The 16,839-nt window shown below is 50.3% G+C and carries 16 protein-coding genes; 9 read left to right on the forward strand and 7 right to left on the reverse strand.

Features of this window, described 5'->3' with window-relative positions:
- Nucleotides 1-27: 27 nt before the first annotated feature.
- Nucleotides 28-450, forward strand: coding sequence for a DUF2141 domain-containing protein (locus ACYVI1_RS25420; RefSeq protein ID WP_460913738.1), 423 nt, complete (start codon nucleotides 28-30; stop codon nucleotides 448-450).
- Between the two features lie 116 nt (nucleotides 451-566).
- A complete protein-coding gene (gene guaB / locus ACYVI1_RS25425; RefSeq protein WP_460913739.1) occupies nucleotides 567-2,039 on the forward strand; it encodes an IMP dehydrogenase in 1,473 nt (490 codons plus the stop codon).
- Nucleotides 2,040-2,202: 163 nt separating this feature from the next.
- Here the strand turns inward: guaB and ACYVI1_RS25430 are convergent, their stop codons facing one another.
- From ACYVI1_RS25430 to ACYVI1_RS25460, 7 genes are all read right to left on the reverse strand, one after another.
- The gene (locus ACYVI1_RS25430) at nucleotides 2,203-2,640 is read right to left on the reverse strand and encodes a hypothetical protein (RefSeq protein WP_460913740.1); all 438 of its coding nucleotides are present in this window, start codon (nucleotides 2,638-2,640) and stop codon (nucleotides 2,203-2,205) included.
- Nucleotides 2,641-2,645: 5 nt separating this feature from the next.
- Nucleotides 2,646-2,987 (reverse strand): hypothetical protein, encoded by a 342-nt coding sequence (locus tag ACYVI1_RS25435; protein ID WP_460913741.1) that lies wholly within the window; start codon nucleotides 2,985-2,987, stop codon nucleotides 2,646-2,648.
- A 167-nt stretch (nucleotides 2,988-3,154) separates the two neighbouring features.
- On the reverse strand, nucleotides 3,155-3,907 hold the full coding sequence (locus tag ACYVI1_RS25440) for a metallophosphoesterase family protein (protein WP_460913742.1): 753 nt from the start codon (nucleotides 3,905-3,907) through the stop codon (nucleotides 3,155-3,157).
- A gap of 87 nt (nucleotides 3,908-3,994) precedes the next feature.
- On the reverse strand, nucleotides 3,995-4,822 hold the full coding sequence (mazG, locus tag ACYVI1_RS25445; protein WP_460913744.1) for a nucleoside triphosphate pyrophosphohydrolase: 828 nt from the start codon (nucleotides 4,820-4,822) through the stop codon (nucleotides 3,995-3,997).
- Between the two features lie 56 nt (nucleotides 4,823-4,878).
- On the reverse strand, nucleotides 4,879-5,511 hold the full coding sequence (locus tag ACYVI1_RS25450) for a Uma2 family endonuclease (RefSeq protein WP_460913746.1): 633 nt from the start codon (nucleotides 5,509-5,511) through the stop codon (nucleotides 4,879-4,881).
- 118 nt (nucleotides 5,512-5,629) lie between these two features.
- The gene (locus ACYVI1_RS25455) at nucleotides 5,630-7,171 is read right to left on the reverse strand and encodes a DUF1501 domain-containing protein (RefSeq protein ID WP_460913748.1); all 1,542 of its coding nucleotides are present in this window, start codon (nucleotides 7,169-7,171) and stop codon (nucleotides 5,630-5,632) included.
- Nucleotides 7,172-7,248: 77 nt separating this feature from the next.
- The gene (locus tag ACYVI1_RS25460) at nucleotides 7,249-8,607 is read right to left on the reverse strand and encodes a DUF1800 domain-containing protein (protein WP_460913751.1); all 1,359 of its coding nucleotides are present in this window, start codon (nucleotides 8,605-8,607) and stop codon (nucleotides 7,249-7,251) included.
- Nucleotides 8,608-8,889: 282 nt separating this feature from the next.
- On the opposite strand from ACYVI1_RS25460, the gene ACYVI1_RS25465 reads away from it, so the two are divergent.
- The 7 genes from ACYVI1_RS25465 to ACYVI1_RS25495 all read left to right on the forward strand — a co-directional run bounded on the left by ACYVI1_RS25465 (nucleotide 8,890) and on the right by ACYVI1_RS25495 (nucleotide 16,828).
- Complete coding sequence (locus ACYVI1_RS25465; RefSeq protein WP_460913752.1) at nucleotides 8,890-10,530, forward strand: AAA family ATPase; 1,641 nt, start codon at nucleotides 8,890-8,892, stop codon at nucleotides 10,528-10,530.
- 75 nt (nucleotides 10,531-10,605) lie between these two features.
- Complete coding sequence (locus ACYVI1_RS25470) at nucleotides 10,606-11,322, forward strand: DUF1361 domain-containing protein (protein WP_460913753.1); 717 nt, start codon at nucleotides 10,606-10,608, stop codon at nucleotides 11,320-11,322.
- 13 nt (nucleotides 11,323-11,335) lie between these two features.
- Nucleotides 11,336-11,827: a hypothetical protein gene (locus ACYVI1_RS25475; RefSeq protein ID WP_460913755.1), complete on the forward strand. Its 492-nt coding sequence runs from the start codon at nucleotides 11,336-11,338 to the stop codon at nucleotides 11,825-11,827.
- A gap of 15 nt (nucleotides 11,828-11,842) precedes the next feature.
- Entirely contained in the window at nucleotides 11,843-12,223 is a 381-nt protein-coding gene (locus ACYVI1_RS25480) for a diacylglycerol kinase family protein (protein WP_460913756.1), read from the forward strand.
- Nucleotides 12,224-12,300: 77 nt separating this feature from the next.
- On the forward strand, nucleotides 12,301-12,972 hold the full coding sequence (locus tag ACYVI1_RS25485; RefSeq protein ID WP_460913758.1) for a hypothetical protein: 672 nt from the start codon (nucleotides 12,301-12,303) through the stop codon (nucleotides 12,970-12,972).
- Nucleotides 12,944-13,243, forward strand: a complete 300-nt coding sequence (locus tag ACYVI1_RS25490) for a winged helix-turn-helix domain-containing protein (protein WP_460913760.1) — start codon at nucleotides 12,944-12,946, stop codon at nucleotides 13,241-13,243. The genes ACYVI1_RS25485 and ACYVI1_RS25490 overlap by 29 nt, the downstream gene beginning before the upstream one ends.
- A 135-nt stretch (nucleotides 13,244-13,378) precedes the next feature.
- Complete coding sequence (locus ACYVI1_RS25495) at nucleotides 13,379-16,828, forward strand: T9SS type A sorting domain-containing protein (RefSeq protein WP_460913761.1); 3,450 nt, start codon at nucleotides 13,379-13,381, stop codon at nucleotides 16,826-16,828.
- Nucleotides 16,829-16,839: the final 11 nt, after the last annotated feature.

Below are 16,839 nucleotides of genomic sequence, written 5' to 3' on the forward strand. Positions count from 1 at the left end.
ATCCGTTTTTAGAAAAACACAGTGTCTATGTTCTATTTGCCCTTAATTCTGGGTCTGTTCTTAACGGATAAGCACCCGAAAACGTCAACGCAGAAAGTCAATTTACTGGTTGAGGTTCAAGACATTCGCACCCGGCAGGGAGCTATTTTTTTTGCCCTTTTCCGGCCCGACAGTCGGTTTCCTTCGGGCAAACCGGCAGAAGGCAAAAAACTGGATGCCCAAAGCAGTACTATTCAGGCCGCATTCTCCGTTGAACCGGGCGAGTATGCCATTGCTGTTTTTCACGATGAAAATGGCAACGGCAAAATGGATAAAGGCATCTTTGGCATTCCAAAAGAACCTTACGGGCTCAGCAACAATTTCCGTCCGACATTTTCGGCCCCTAAGTTTAAAGACTGCCAGTTTAGCGTGGGCGATAACGGCAAAACGATTCATATAACGCTGGATTGACTTCCGATTTATGAAGTACGGTTTAGGCCTGGATACCTGAAATCGTAAATCGTACTTCATAAATCGTAAATCATTACGTACTTTTATCCGGCAAATAACAAATCGGCTATTTGCTCATGAGCTTAGATACCAGCAAGTTTCTTTACGAGGCTCTCACCTACGACGACGTACTGCTCTTACCTGCCTATTCGGAGGTTCTCCCACGCGATACGCAAACAACAACCCAGCTTACCCGTACTATTCAACTGAACATTCCGCTTATTTCGGCGGCAATGGACACCGTTACCGAATCGGCGCTGGCTATCGCCATGGCGCAGGAAGGCGGCATTGGTATTATCCATAAAAACATGAGCGTTGAAGCCCAGGCCGAGCAGGTCCGCAAGGTGAAACGGTCGGAAAGCGGGATGATTATCGATCCCATCACGCTGCTGGAGACCGCTACCCTCGGCGACGCGCTCAAAATTATGCGCGAGTTCAAGATTGGCGGCATTCCGGTTGTGGATGAGACGGGGAAGTTAGTCGGCATTCTGACCAACCGCGACCTGCGTTTCCAGCACGACATGACCAAACCCGTTACGGATGTGATGACCCGCAACAACCTCATTACGGCGCGGGAAGGGCTAACGCTCGAAGAAGCAGAGAGTATTCTGCAACAATACCGCATCGAAAAACTACCCATCGTCAACAACGAGTACCGGTTGGTGGGGCTGATTACCTACAAAGATATTCTGAAGAAAAAGAGCCACCCCAACGCTTGTAAAGACGAACTGGGTCGCCTGCGCGTAGGGGCTGCTGTGGGTGTCACGCCGGATTTGCACCGGCGTATCGAAGCTCTGGTGAAAGCGGGGGTGGATGTCATCAGCGTCGATACGGCACACGGCCATTCGAAGGGTGTTCTGGATGCCGTTCGGAACATCAAACAACAGTTTCCGAAGTTACAGGTCATTGCCGGAAACGTGGCGACGGGCGACGGTGCCAAAGCGTTAGCCGATGCCGGAGCCGATGCCGTGAAAGTGGGCGTTGGGCCGGGTAGCATCTGCACCACGCGCATCATTGCCGGTATTGGGATGCCCCAGCTAACGGCCGTTTATGAAGCGGCCAAAGCGCTGCTGGGAACCGACGTTCCGGTGATTGCCGACGGTGGCATTCGCTTTTCGGGCGACATTACGAAAGCCCTCGCGGGTGGCGCCAGTACGGTGATGATTGGCTCGCTGCTGGCTGGCGCCGAAGAGGCCCCCGGCGAAGTGGTGCTCTATGAAGGTCGCCGGTTTAAGACCTACCGGGGCATGGGGTCGGTGGAAGCGATGGAAGACGGCTCAAAAGACCGCTATTTTCAGGATGCCGAAGACGACATCAAGAAACTCGTGCCGGAAGGAATCGTTGGGCGGGTGCCGTTTAAAGGCAAAGTGGCCGAGATTGTGTATCAGATGGTGGGCGGCCTGAAAGCCGGGATGGGCTACTGCGGTGCCATCGACATCACGGCCCTCCAGCAAGCCAAATTTGTGAAGATTACCACCGCCGGTTCGCGCGAGAGTCATCCGCACGATATTTCCATTCAGAAAGAAGCGCCAAATTATTCGGCGCGGTAGTTCTGGCTGTCAACGACATTCGCTTTCAGCGTCTGTGTTACAAAGTTAACGGGTCTCCGGCCCGGATTGACTATCAACGCTATTTGCTCGTTAGTCAATCCGGGCCGGAGGCCCTTCTGCCTGGTCTTCACCCGGCCAGAGCCGAGCGAAAACAAGGGCGTAATTACGCGCTTCGTTCGTAAGCGTGTAAATCGATGTACACCAACCGCTCCTCATTCGTTTGCGCGGAGTCGGTCACGATGAAGGGGCAAACCGTGCAGGCAACAGGACCGTTTTGTTTGTGCCACCGGCACTGGGACCGGATGGCGCAGGCAGGCAATGCAATTGGCTCCGCCAGATGTCGGTTGAACGACATCACCAGGTCAATTACCCCACATCGCCCCTCATGCCACTGATTACAGCCCGCTTTAACACAGCGATTCGCAAACCGAAACTGTTGTTCAGGGGCGTCGATAGCGGCAACCGCTTCGGCTAATTCGGGGGTAAGTACTTCCGGCTCCGAAAGCATCCTGACCGACTGGTCGGGGCCAACAACACCCAGCAGCAATGCGCCTTCTTCGGCGCGTGCGCTGGGGCAGAGGGTGGTGCTGGGCGTTAGCATGGCGATTAATGAACCTGAACCCCCTTTTGTAACTGGATTTGCTGCGTGTCGATCTCAGCCGTATTTATTTTTAAGTCGTTTCCGAGGGCTTTAATCCAGTAGCCTTTCCAGCGAATCGACGGGATAACCGCATACGGCAGACCGCCCCCGCCGGGAAATGGACCCCCGCCCCCGCCAGCGGGGCCATCATCGCCGTCGGGATCGTCGGGGTTAGGATAGTCCGACAACACCGACGATACGGCAGACTGGATTCGAAGGGCAATCTTGCTTTCGAGTTTAGCGGGCAATTTCATGCCGCTCAGCAACACGTGGAATTCGCTGCCTTTACTGTCTTTAGGAGTTTCCATGTTCGAGAAGTTGGTTTATGGTGAAAACTTCTCAAAGGTCAGTCGATTACGCGCCGGTTTTTACCGAAGAACTACGAAATCGGTCAACCGTATAAATGCTGATTTTCAGATGAGTAGCAATACGATTTATTGAAAGAGAAGCGCCGTAAAAGTACCTGCTGCATCGCTTAGGTTTTCGGTTGGTCCGGATCAATATAATGCACCGTGCTGGTTGTACCGTGTGTGGTAAGGTTAATTTCACGAATCCCAATCTGGTAATGATCGATGGCAAATCCGGGTGTATCCTGTTTCATCTGGTAGAATGTGGAGGGCGACAGTAAGGCCAGCAGATTACCGCGCTGCACAACTTTCTCAACATGGTAATGCCCACAAACAACCGTAACATGGCAGGGTAAATCATGAGTGAGTTTCAGGAACTCGTCGCTTTGCCGAAACGGGTATTTTGTATCCATAAAGGTTACGTCGGCGGGCAGGGGCGGGTGGTGCATGAATATCAGCAGGTTATTCTCCTTTAGCGCCCGCATGTACTCGCCAAACCAGGTCCATTGGGTAGCAGAAAACTCACCTTTGGCTGAGTCTAAAAACAAGGCTGGGCGGCCCTCCAGCGGCAAGGCATAATACAATTCGCGATCATGCCGATCCTGGTTTCTTCTGAACACATCGGCCATCAGGGGCGAATCATCGTGATTGCCAGCAATGATATAGTAAGGCAGCGATAGTTTGTCTAATTCGTTCTTTGCCCACTCATAGATGGCCCTGTCGCCGGTGGCGTTACAGATGTCTCCACCAACGACAACACAATTCGGCTTCAGGTCGGTTGTATAGGCCAGTGCCTTCCGGAAATTTTGCCGGACATCAACGCCTTCGGGCTGCTCATCTTCAGCCCCAAGATGTGGGTCGGTAATAAAGACTATTCGCATAATTAATGAATACTGGTTAATGAAGAATGTATAACGGTTTGAGATTCGATGGGAATGCGTCGTTCATTATCCATTGTACATTCTTCATTATACACTCTCTTTCGCTTCGTTCCAGTACACGTCCATTTCGGCCAGCGTCATCTCGGTTAGTGTTTTACCGTTGGCGCGGGCCTGCTCTTCCAGATACTGAAAGCGTTTGATAAATTTTTTATTGGTTCGTTCCAGCGCGGTTTCGGGATTGATGTCGATGAAGCGGGCGTAGTTGACCAGTGAGAAGAGTAAATCACCAAATTCACCTTCGGCACGCTGGTGGTCGATGGTTTGGTTGGCCTCTGCATTGAATTCAGCTTTAAATTCCTGCATCTCTTCCTCCACTTTCTCCCACACCTGCTGTTTTTCGTCCCAGTCGAAACCGGCCCCGCGTGCTTTCTCCTGAATCCGCATGGCCTTCACCAGCGCGGGCAGTGACCCCGGCACGCCCCCCAGCACCGACTTATTACCTTCTTTGAGTTTAAGCTGCTCCCAGTTGGCTTTGACCTGCTCCTCAGTTTCGGCAATCACAGTGCGACCGTCCGAGTCACCGTAGACATGCGGATGGCGGCTGATGAGTTTATTGCAAATGCCGTTGAGCACATCGGCCATGTCGAAGGTTCCGGTTTCGGATGCAATTTTGGCATAGAAAACCAAGTGCAACTGAATGTCGCCCAACTCATTACGAACTTCGGGCAGGTCGCCTTCCAGAATGGCATCGGAGAGTTCGTAGGTTTCTTCGATGGTCAGGTGGCGCAGGCTTTCCAGCGTTTGTTTGCGGTCCCAGGGGCACTGTTCGCGCAGTTCGTCCATGATGGTCAGTAGCCGGTCAAACGCCATTAATTGTTCCTGACGGCGGGGGGGCAGTTGGTGGAATTGCTTCATTGAGGTTGTAAACCTAAACGGTTTTTTAAACCGCAACGGCGGCCCGGCTTTTAGGTTTAGGCTTGAGGAAACTGAATTTTGTGGTAAATCTCGCTTAGCGGCAAGGCTAAATCGCCAAGTTGGGCTACACTATCAAGGGATTTGTAATCGGTATTAAGCCAGACATCGGGTTGATTTGTGCGCTCATAAACGGTCAGGTAGGGCCGGTTCTGGGCTGCATAAATCAGGTATTGTAACGTTGGAACATCTTTATACAAGGGCAACTTGTCTTCTTTATCGTACCGATGCGTACCCGGCGACATGACCTCGACCAGCAAATAAGGATTCGTGATGATTGATTTCGAGCCTTCTTTGAACTGCCAGGCTCCTTTTGTCACCATCAGGTCAGGCTGGTAATAGCTGCCGTCGGGGCGAGGAATCTGCATTCCGGCGTTGCTACTGGTCACTAAAAAATCTTTGTCAAAATAATAGTTCGTCAGTAAACGGCTGATAAATGATACGACTAATTCATGAAGGGCAGTTGCTAAACTCATTGCTATTATTTCGCCATTTTGGTATTCCAGCCGTCCCGGAAATCCGGGGGCAATATCCAGATACTCAGCCTCCGAAGCCAGTACGCGCACCATCTCCTGCGTCTTGAGTTGCTCCAGAAGGTATTCTGCCAGATTGTCGACTGCTACCATCGCCATAGTTGCTTTTGGGTAAAGATAACAAAAAGAGAGAAAAGGGAGGAGGGGGAGGAAAGGAAAAAGGAAATGTGAATTCCCTCTATTCCTTTCCTCCCCCTCCTCCCTTTTCTCCTCTTAGTTAAACCTTCATCATCCGCTTCACCTGCCGTCCTTCGTCGGTTTGCAGGCTGTAGAGATAATGGCCCGCCATCAGACCCACGCCACTAACGGGAACAATGTAGTTGCCGGTGTCGAACCGGCCTTCACGCAGAACCATGATTTCGCGCCCTTTCATATCATATACACTCAGCCGGACATCTTTAGCCTGTTTGAGCGAAAACTGAAGTTCGGTGGCATCGGCAAACGGATTGGGCGCATTCTGACTTAGGGCCACCTGACCTTCCGTAACCTCTAAGGCCGGTGTCTGACGGAAAATTGGCAGAATCTCGAAGTCACGCCCTAAAATGGTTTTTGTAGTAGCCGCATCGACGCCGAGGTGGTCGCGCAGGATGCTGGTATACACCTGCCGGAAGTCGTTTTTGAATTTTATATCCCCACTGCTGTCGAGGTCTTTCAAATCGGGGGCCGTCCCCACAACGCCCCCCCGAACCGGCTGACCAGCCACAAAAAGGGGCGCTGCGGTGCCGTGGTCGGTGCCGGTGGTGCCGTTCTGATTGAGCCGTCGGCCAAACTCCGAAAACGTCATTACCGTTACGCGATTGCCGAGGTTTTGCTTCGTCAGGTCTTTCGTAAATGCTGTGATGGCCTCGGCCACCGTTTTCAGCAGGTTGGCATGGCTTCCCGTTGTCGTATCGGCAGCAACAACCTGGTTGGCGTGGGTATCGAAGCCGCCAATGGTGGTTAAATACACGGGTGTTGTCAATCCGCCGGCAATCAGGTCGGCCACGATAGCCAATTGCTTGCCCAGGTTGGTGTTGGGATAGGTAACGGCGTTTTTACCAATGTCCGCTTTCTTCTTGATAATGTCGGAGTATTGAATCGACTGAGCCGCTATCTGGTGCAGGAATTTGAGTTCTTCGCCCGCCACCGTGTTCGGGATAGTGGCTGTGTCGGCGCTCGTTCCCTGCACTAATTGATAGAACGCGTCGGGGTTATCGAACACCGTACCCATCGACCCCACCTCGCTTTGCAGCAGCATCGACTCCACCGAACCCAACTGCACCGCTAATGGCTGTTCGGGCAGTGTGACCGGATAAGCCGGAAATTTATGCGTCAGATACCGGCCAACCCAGCCTTCATCCAGGTATGCGTTCGCATCCGAGCCTGACAGCCAGATGTCGGTCGACCGAAAGTGCGAGCGATTTGGCGACTGGTAGCCAACGTTGGAAACGACCGATAGCTGGGCATTATCGTACAGTTCTTTAAAGGCCGCCATTGCCGGGTTTAGCCCCAGTTCGCTGTTCAGTTTGAGTACCTTATCCTTCGGAATGGCGATAGTCGGGCGTTTCTGGTAGTAAATATCATTCGTGAAGGGCACCACCGTATTCATGCCGTCGTTGCCGCCCGATAGCTGCACCAGCACCAGAATGTTCCCATTCGTACCGGCCAAATCATACATGAACGGGCTATGGGCATAGGCCCGCACTGGCATACCCTTCACCCCGAAGGCAACCCCGCCCGTCAGCAACCCTAATTGTCGTAGAAAGTCTTTGCGGTTCATGATTAAAGAGTGAAAGAGCGGAAGAGTGGCTGGCTACCGGAGGATTTCACTCTTTCGCTCTTTCACTCTTTCGCTCTTTAAATGAGTTGATACTCAGGTAGGCGCATAACGGCTTTCAGAAATTTCTGAATACGAACGTCGGCCATTGGCGTATTGGTAGACCAGTTACTCACAATGGTTCCGTCTAAGAGTGTGTCTAACAGCAGTTTTTCTTTCGTCGCCGTTGGTGGCACAACCAGCATCAGGCTAATAACATCTTTCACAAAGAGCGGAGCATCTTCCGAGCTTTTAAAGCTGCGGGCGTAATCGAGCGGGATTACCTTAAACGACAAATTCTGTCCGTTGCTTTTGCGGCCATTCACCAGCGCGTCCGAAAAGCCGCCCCGTGCCGGGTAGGTGTTCGAACTGATCCAGTCGCGTTGCCCCGGCCAGCCCGCTACATTGGGCGGAAAAAACAAATACTGCTGAAGCGTTCGGGAGGTTTCGGCGATGTAGTTAAAATCAGGCTTGCTGATATTCAGGAACTTGAGTGAGCCCACGGACAGTTCAACGGGGTTTTTAATTTTCGCCCCCCGGTATTCGGGTTTGTAGAACTCATCGGAGGTCAGCAAAAACTGGAGTGCCGCCCGGATGTTATAATTTGCTTTGCGAAACACATCAGCCATTTCTTTCACAAACACCTCGTTGGGTTTGTAGAAGAGAAACTCTTTGTAGAGTTTTCGGGAGATGAATTCTGCCGCTTCGTTTTTGGTCAGAATAATATCGACAATGTCGGTATAGGTGAAGTTGCCGGTTTTACCCAGAAAGGTTTTGTCTTTATCGGCAAAGTTGGCTTTGTTAAACGTGGGTTTCAAGCCATCGACGCGCCAGCCGGTCAGGGCTAAAGCGGCCTGCTTCACGTCGGTTTCGGTATAGTTGCCGATGCCGAGCGTAAAGAGTTCCATCAGTTCCCGGCCATAGTTTTCGTTGGGGGCATTTTTGTTATTCTGCCGCCCATCGAGGTAAATCAGCATAGCCGGGTTGATGGTCACGTCCTTGGCAAACTGCCTGAAATCCCCGAACGCATACGTCCGAAACAGGTCGTTCTGCTGATACATGTGCTGCGGGTAGTTGACTTTTTCCCGGTCCGACACGAAATGATTGTGCCAGAAGAGCACCATTTTCTCGCGCATCGAGGTGCCTTCCGTCAGCATTTGTTTCAGCCACCAGGTGGTCAACTCGGTGTAGCGGGTACCGGTATTTGGGTCGTTGGCCACCGGCGCTTCGGTAACCCAGGCATTAGGGGGCGCGGGGAGTGGCAAATCGGCCAGCAATTCTTTACTGACGAAATCAGCCGCCGACGCATACGACAAGGCCCTGCTCAGATCATTTCGCGTATAGCCGAACAACGCGCGGGCGAGCAGGTGTCGGGCGTTATCGGCGTTCCAGACGGGCATGAGTAGATTATGGGGTTGTTAAGAAACGTTTAGACTGAGGATAAATGGATTAGTTTAATTCAGGCGGGTACTTTTACTTACTATTATGCTATAAAAATACAGAAATCTCTGCCTTTGTTACAGTTAGTTCAAATTAAAGTCCATTAACGTCTATTTTATAAACCATAATTAATAGTTAGTATACAAAAAATTTCTTGTCGCGATTGATTTCTTCAACCTATTCTCGTTATCAGGAAGGCAGCGAATGGCCTAAGTACAACCGGAATTTTTCAACTTTGAAGTATGCACATTACCAAGGTAGAACTCCAGAATTTTAAACGCTTCACAGACCTAACCATCGACGGTATTCCTGCCGATGCTAAACTGGTGCTCCTCATTGGGTCGAACGGATCAGGGAAGTCGTCGGTGTTTGATGCGTTTGAGGTGTTTAATAGTGCTTCGAAAGTAGATACGTCACGTGTGAGCAGAAGTGGACAACGAGGTATTGCTATAGCGATATCAAGCAGAGTAGTAGATCGAGTGAAGGACAGAAACCAGTCTTACTCTCTTTCAGTTACTACTGCCGATTCAAAAAAGCACATCATCAATTCTTCAGCATTGAGTGATCCTATATTTGATGGCGGTTCGTTTTACGGACGAACCAGTTTTCGACAGGTTTCGAGATTAGTGAGAAGGCAAACTGACGATTCATTTGATATTGAAAATGACTCAGATAGACCTTTAAACTTTATTGATCGTGAGAACAGGTTTGAGAATGACATCGACCGTATATCAGGTCAGATTTTACGTGAATTATTCAGAGATAACTCTTCTGCTGAACAAATAAGAGCAACATACATTGGGGCCATTAATAATGCCTTTAAGCAAATTTTTGGGGCCACAAATAACACTACGTTATCATTATTTGAAATATTACCTCCTTTAGAAGGAAAGCCTGCCCAGATAAATTTTCGTAAAGGCAATTCAGAAATTCCTTACGATTATCTGAGTGCAGGCGAGAAAGAAGTGCTAAATATTCTGTTAAACCTGCTCGTCCGTCGGGATCAGTTCACCGATACCGTTTACTTCTTCGATGAAATTGACCTGCATCTGGATACCAAACTGCAATTCAATTTGCTCAAAGAAATTACGGAAACTTGGATTCCCGAAAATTGTCAACTTTGGACGGCCTCGCACTCGCTGGGGTTCATTGACTACGCCCGCAAATACGACAAGGGTGTCATCATTGATTTTGATGACCTCGATTTCGACCAGCCGCAAACGCTGCTCCCACAACCGAAAGAGCGGTTAGACGTGTACGACATTGCCGTTCCCAAAGAGATGTTGTTTGAGATTATGAAGGGCAAGAAAATCGTATTGTGTGAGAATCAGAATGATGAGTATTACAACCTGCTGGCTTTGCCTGATACGCTGTTCGTGGGGATGAAAGACGTTCGAAGTCTGTTTCTGCAAGCGAAAAATGATGCTCGCTATTATGCCCTCCGTGACCGTGACTATTTATCGGATACGGAGATTGACCGTATTGAGAAGTTGCATCTGAATTATCGCATTCTGCGATATTACGATTTCGAAAATTACGTTTACCACCCCGATAACATTACAGAATTAAACCATCCTGATTTTGACAAGGCTGCTTATGGAGCGGAAATCCTGCGGCAGAAGAAGGAGCGGTTTAACTCCCTGTTGCTAAACTTAAAATCCTCCCGTTCATACGAAGAACTAAAAACGGGTGATATGATGGACAAAACGCCCGATACCATTGTCGATGACCTGCAAAGCGACGAGTTTGAGCGGTTTTATAAATACTTTGACATGAAAGACGCCTTCAATAAAACCTACCTGACACGTTTGAATCTGGACAAAAAGCGACTCGTTCAGACAACTTGGTTCCGTCAGCAAATCGAATTTATCCTAAACCGATAAAAAATATTTTCACCCGTTCGCTTGATGGCTACCTTATTCATTGTTTACTTTGTACAACAAAGTACTTTTGTAATAATGGAACAATCCTTTTTCCCCGCTTATACACCCGGCACTCTTTCGCCCCAAGACGCCCGACCCGGCAAAGGACTGATGGCCTTAACGCTGCTGACGATAGCCGGATTAAGTTTAGTTACGGTGCGGGGCCTGCTAACCGGCAACTGGTGGTTTTTCGTCATGCTCACCTGGAACCTGTTTCTGGCCTGGTTTCCGCTGGGGGTTGTGCTGGTGCTGCGCGATTTGAGGCTGTCCGGCTTCCGCAGTCGATGGTTGCTGGGTACGGGGCTATTGACCTGGCTGGTTTTTTTTCCAAACGCACCCTACATCATCACCGACCTGTTTCACATCCGGCATGTCGATAATCCGTTGCTCTGGTTCGACACCATGACCATCTTTTTGTTCGCGCTAACGGGCTTACTGACAGGCTTGTACTCTGTGCTGATTGTGCATCGAATGCTTAGGCCGCTGGCGGGTCAGTGGCTGGCCTGGGCGCTGATTCTGGGGAGTCAGGTGCTGGCCGGGTTTGGCATTTACCTGGGTCGGTTTGGCCGCTGGAACAGTTGGGACATCCTGACGAAGCCCTGGTTACTCACGCGGGCCATCGCTCACTCCTACCACGACCATTTGAGCCTGAAACTGACAGTCGCCTATGGTTTCGTGCTGGTTATTGTGTACGTAGCCTTTTACTGGTACGTTGAGCATGACAACCAAACGCAGGACGAATTAACAACGTAAAATCAATTGATAGATGAGACCATTACTTGTCGTATTGACTATGGCGGTGGTGTTGAACGCCTGCCAAACAGCTCACGAGAAGGAGATAGGGCTGGCTGACCCCATTTTACACGATGACTTTTTGTATTCTGTTCAGCAGGTTAATGTGCGGGACACTCTTGGTACGTTAAAACCCAGAGGCCGTTTCTGGATTGTCACCTTTCAGGTGGATAATCAGGCCAAACGGGTCGATCATAAGTGGACAAACACAACGGCTTTCGTTACCGATGCCAGTGGGCAGGTGTTTGAAAATCAGACCAATGCACAGCAACAGTTAAATACTCTGCAACCCTTCGGCTGGCATGACCAGTACAAAACACCAGCGGGCCACACCGACTCAACCCAGTTGGTTTTCGACCTCCCCAAAACTGTCCGGAAACCGTATCTACAAGTTCGGGGAGCCATACTCATGGGCGACGTTCTTGATGGGCGGCAGTTTGAGCGTACTAAAATTCGCTTATTTTAACGCTATGTTTGCCCAATGATTGACCTTCGTAAAGTGGGGCGCAGTTTCCGGTTTGCCGGGCAGGGCGTTGTTGATTTGTTCCGCTTCGAGAACAATGCCAAAGTACATTTGCTGGTTGCCGGACTGGTGATTGCGGCCGGTTTTTTTCTGGAACTCAGCCGGGTCGAGTGGGCTATTATTCTGACGCAAATTGGCTTAATTTGGGCCGCCGAAGCGTTCAATACGGCTATTGAGAAGTTATGCGATTTTGTGTCGCCCGGTTTGCATCCGCAAATCAAAGCCATTAAAGATTTGTCGTCGGGGGCTGTGCTGATGTTAGCTATTACGGCCGCCCTTGTTGGGCTTGTTATCCTCGGCGGCAGGTTGTTGGAAATCAGTTCACTACATCACCAATAAACTACCTTTTGCACAGTTCCAGTCTCGCTCCGCTTCGGCGGTCCGATTTCACTCATTCATTCTTTCGCTCTTTGATCATGCACGAATCCCGCGAACACCTGCAAACGCTGACGGAAATCCGCAGCCTGATGGAGCGTTCCTCTAAATTTCTGTCACTGAGCGGCTTATCGGGCGTCTCGGCGGGTGTTGTTGCGCTGGCAGGGGCGACCGTTGTGTACATGCGCCTGCGAACCAACTGGCTCACCGCGCTGAATTATGACCGGCTGCAACGATATGACGACGTAACCCATCAGTCGGTGGTCGGATTTTTAGTGACGGTTGCGGCTGTTGTGCTGGTGCTGGCCCTGGTATCGGGCACGTATTTTACCGTTCGGAAAGCCCGGCGGCAGGGGCAAACGGTCTGGAACCAACCGTCGAAACGGCTGCTTTGGGCGATGGCCGTGCCCCTGGCAACGGGGGGCGTTTTTTGCTTAGCCCTGCTCTACTACAATTTGATTTGGCTGGCCTTTCCGGCAACACTTATTTTTTATGGGCTGGCCCTGCTTAACGGCAGTAAATACACGCTTCGGGATGTGGAGTCATTGGCGTACTGCGAGATTGGGCTGGGACTGCTGTCGCTGTTTCTGCCGGGTTATAACCTGCTGACCTGGGCCATTGGATTCGGCGTCCTGCACATTGTGTATGGGCTGGCCATGTACTACAAATATGAACGAACTACCCATGAAAACCGACCTGCTGGCTCAGTTTAACAAAGCCTTTGAAAGCAAAGCGCGGCTAAGCATCATGTCGGTCCTGATGGTTAATGAGTTCATGAGTTTCAACGCGCTGAAAGAACTGCTCGGCCTGACCGACGGCAACCTCGCCACGCACCTGCGCGCACTGGAGGAGTCGGGTTATGTGCTCGTGCAGAAACAGTTTATCGGGCGCAAGCCTAATACCACCTACTCGGCTACCCAAGCCGGTCAGCAGGCGTTTTCGGAGCACCTGAACGCGCTGGAGGAGTTTATTAAGAATTTGTAGGTCAAGTGCCCCCTAATACACCGCTTAGTAAATAAGGCTTCAGAGAAGGACTTACCTTTTACGGTCTACGGATATATACCGCTATAACTTACCTTCTTTAGCTATGTATTTGTCCTCTAATCTATCCATCACCGTATGAAGCATTCTTTACCAACCCGCGCCTACACCTGGTTGTGGTGTGTTTCCCTGCTTTTAAGTAGCGGCTATTCCTTCGGGCAGGCATCCTATTGTACGCCCAAATACAACTTTGTCGACTGCAACACACTTCAGCGACGGTTGTACATCAGCAATGTGACACTGAATAACCGCACCTTCAGTACGGGCTGCTCGCAGGCAGGCTACGCGGGCGTTGTTAACCGAACAGCCGGTGGCACAGATGACCCGATTGTGTTAACGACCGGATACAGTTACAACATGACAGTCAATACGTATGAGTATGACTCCCGCACCTACACCGGCATTAGTAATCAGGCGTATTACGCTGTCTGGATTGACTATAATAGTAACGGGACATTTGACAGCGATGAGCTAATCAAATCAGACAACTCGCCTACGTTTACATTTACCCTTAGAAATAATGTAGCCGGAAATTATCGAATGCGGATACGCACACAAACGACTGATGCCTGCTCAGTGATGTCCTACGGCGAAACGGAAGATTATATTTTGAGAATACTTCCATCGGCTCCATATGTATCAAGTGACAATCTAACTTATTGTAATAAATCATCTTATACTCTTGGAGCGTCTGGTTGTGATGGAGGAGTAATACGCTGGTATGATAATAATAAGAGTTTTGTTGGTAACAACTTTGTTAGTGTGCCTTTATCGACAGTTCCCAACAATACTGGTTCTAATTTTTATAGCTCCGTTTTTTATACTACATGTACAATAAAGGGAATCGAAAGCGATCCAACTACTAAGAACATAAGTGTCTGGAAAATAACGCCCCCGGCTATCAGTAGTAACAATTATAATCTTACAGTTGGCCAAACAGCAACATTAACAGCAACAGGAAGTTGCTCGGGGGGTAATTTTTCTTGGTCTGATGGAAAAACAGGATCACAGATTATTGTCTCACCAACACAAACTACTCGATACACAGTCACCTGTAAGGATGTTGGGCGAGGCCCTCTACTTAGCTGTAATAGTGATCCCTCCAACGAAATCACCATCGCCGTTAACGCACCAAGCGCGCCAACAATCTCGGCCAACAAAAATATAGTTTGCCCCAATGAATCGGTTAAGCTGACGGCGGGCAATTGTGCGGGTACCATAAAATGGTCGACCGGCGCGTCTGGTTCATCCATCACGGTGAATCCAACGCAAAAAACTGACTACTCGGCCAGTTGTGTTATTAGTAATGTGGAGGGAGCAAAGGCAACTACGACCATTTCGGTCAATCCGACAACCGCTATCGTTATACAGCCCAATCAATCGGCAGTGTGCGAGGGAAGTCAGGCATCTTTTGGCGTAACGGCAGTTGGAAGCGGCAATATAAGTTATCTATGGTCGCGTAATGGACAACCCCTCTCTAATACAACCGTACAAGCTTCTGACACAACTGCAAAATTGATTATCAGCGATGTCACAACGGCCGACAATGGTACGTATCAGGTGCGCGTAACGAGTGGCTGCGGATTTGCTTTATCCAGTGCAGTCTCGCTACAGGTTAGTCCGAAGCTGAGTGCATCCGCTTCGGCACAGCCGGCTACTTGCTCCGGTGACGCCAATGGGTCGATTACGGCGACAGCTATGGGCGGCTTAGATGACAAAAAATATAGTCTGCTGGATCGAACAGACTTTCAATCCTCATCTTCGTTTTCGGGTCTTCGGGCAGGCACCTATACCGTGAGGGTACGGGATCAGGCCGGTTGCCAGGCCGAAACTCAGGTCGAAGTCAAACAGCCCGACCCAATTACCTTCTCGGTAAAAGCCCCTGTCAACGCCAAATGCGCCGGTGGTAGTGATGGGGCTGTCAATGTGGAAGCTACGGGTGGTAATGGAAATTTCAAGTATGCCATTAATGGCGGCTCAGATCAAAGCAATGGACAGTTTCAGAATCTAAAAGCCAATACGGAGTACATTCTTAAGGCTACTGATGGAAAAGGCTGCTCAGCCACAACCAATGCATACGTAGGAGCACCCAATCAGATTGTAGTTAGCTTAACACCAACACCTGCCCGTTGTGCAGAGGAAAGTTCAGGCAAAATCAGCGTGGCGGCATCGGGAGGGAACGGTGCTTACAAGTATCAGTTAGGGCAAAATTCGCAACAGCCCAACAATACGTTCAGTGATTTAAAAGCCGGAACGTACACCATCACTGTGAAAGATGATAACGGTTGTGAAGGCAAAGCCGACATAACGGTCAATCAACCGGCACCGCTTATTGTCTCTGCAACGGCCACCCTGGTTAGTTGTGTGAATGACAGTACTGCATCTATAACGGCTTCGGCCAATGGAGGAACAAGCCCGTATCAATATCAGGTTGGCACGCGGGCGTTTCAGGCGGGCAGCGCCTTTGGCAACATCCGCGAAGGGTCATTCCCCGTTGTAGCGAAGGATGCAAACGGCTGTACGGCCAACACATCAGTAGCTGTTAAGAAAGCGGAACCATTGCTGCTACAGGCCACCACGCAGGCGGCTTCCTGCTGCACCTGCCCCGACGGTTCGGTGGCCTTGACCAGCAGTGGCGGCATTGGTCAAAAACAGTATCAGGTAGGGCAGTCGGGGTTTCAGCCGGGCAACACGTTCAGAAGTCTCACATCGGGTCAGTATCCTGTACTTGTTCGTGACGAAGCGGGCTGTCCAACCTCGCTGACGGTGACTATTTCAAATGCAACAGCCGCAACGCTGACAGTAGCAAATCTGAAAAATGTGAACTGTGCGGGCGGGCGCGATGGGGGCGCGACTGTACAGGTTACGGGTGGTCAGGCACCCTTTACGTATGCCTGGCAGACAAAAAAACCAACAGACTCGCTGGGCACAGGCCCCAGCGTAACGCGCTTACCCGAAGGGGAATTTACGGTGACGATAACAGACAACAATCGCTGTTCGTCGGCTATTTCGGGGACGTTAACAGCGCAAAACCCATTGCCGCCCAAGCCAACGATTACGCCATCGGGAGGAAATTTGGTGAGTAGTGCTCAATCGGGCGTGCAATGGTACAGCGGCACAAATTTGACAACCGGGCAACCCATTCCGAATGCAACAGCGTCGACCTTCACACCCTTCCAAAGCAATCCTTATTTTGTGGTTGTGACCCTAAATGGCTGTGTATCTCCACCGTCCGATGTTTTTGCCTTTGTCCTGACCGCACTGGAACCAGACATATCGCTTGCCGTGCGCGTGATACCGAATCCAGTTAGTGAACGACTTCGCATAGAAATTGACCAGCCCGACCGCGCGACGGTGCGTATCAGGTTACTCGACGCAGCCGGTAAAGCAATTCTGGATGTTCAGATACCGGCATTCAGTGGCAGCAAACAATTTGAGTGGCCAATTCAACAAGCTAACGCCGGTATGTACCTCTTACAAGCCGAAGCGGGCGTTCGCCGGGCAGCCCAGCGGGTTATCGTTCACTAACAGGATAAAAC

The organism is Spirosoma areae (genome assembly GCF_054781775.1).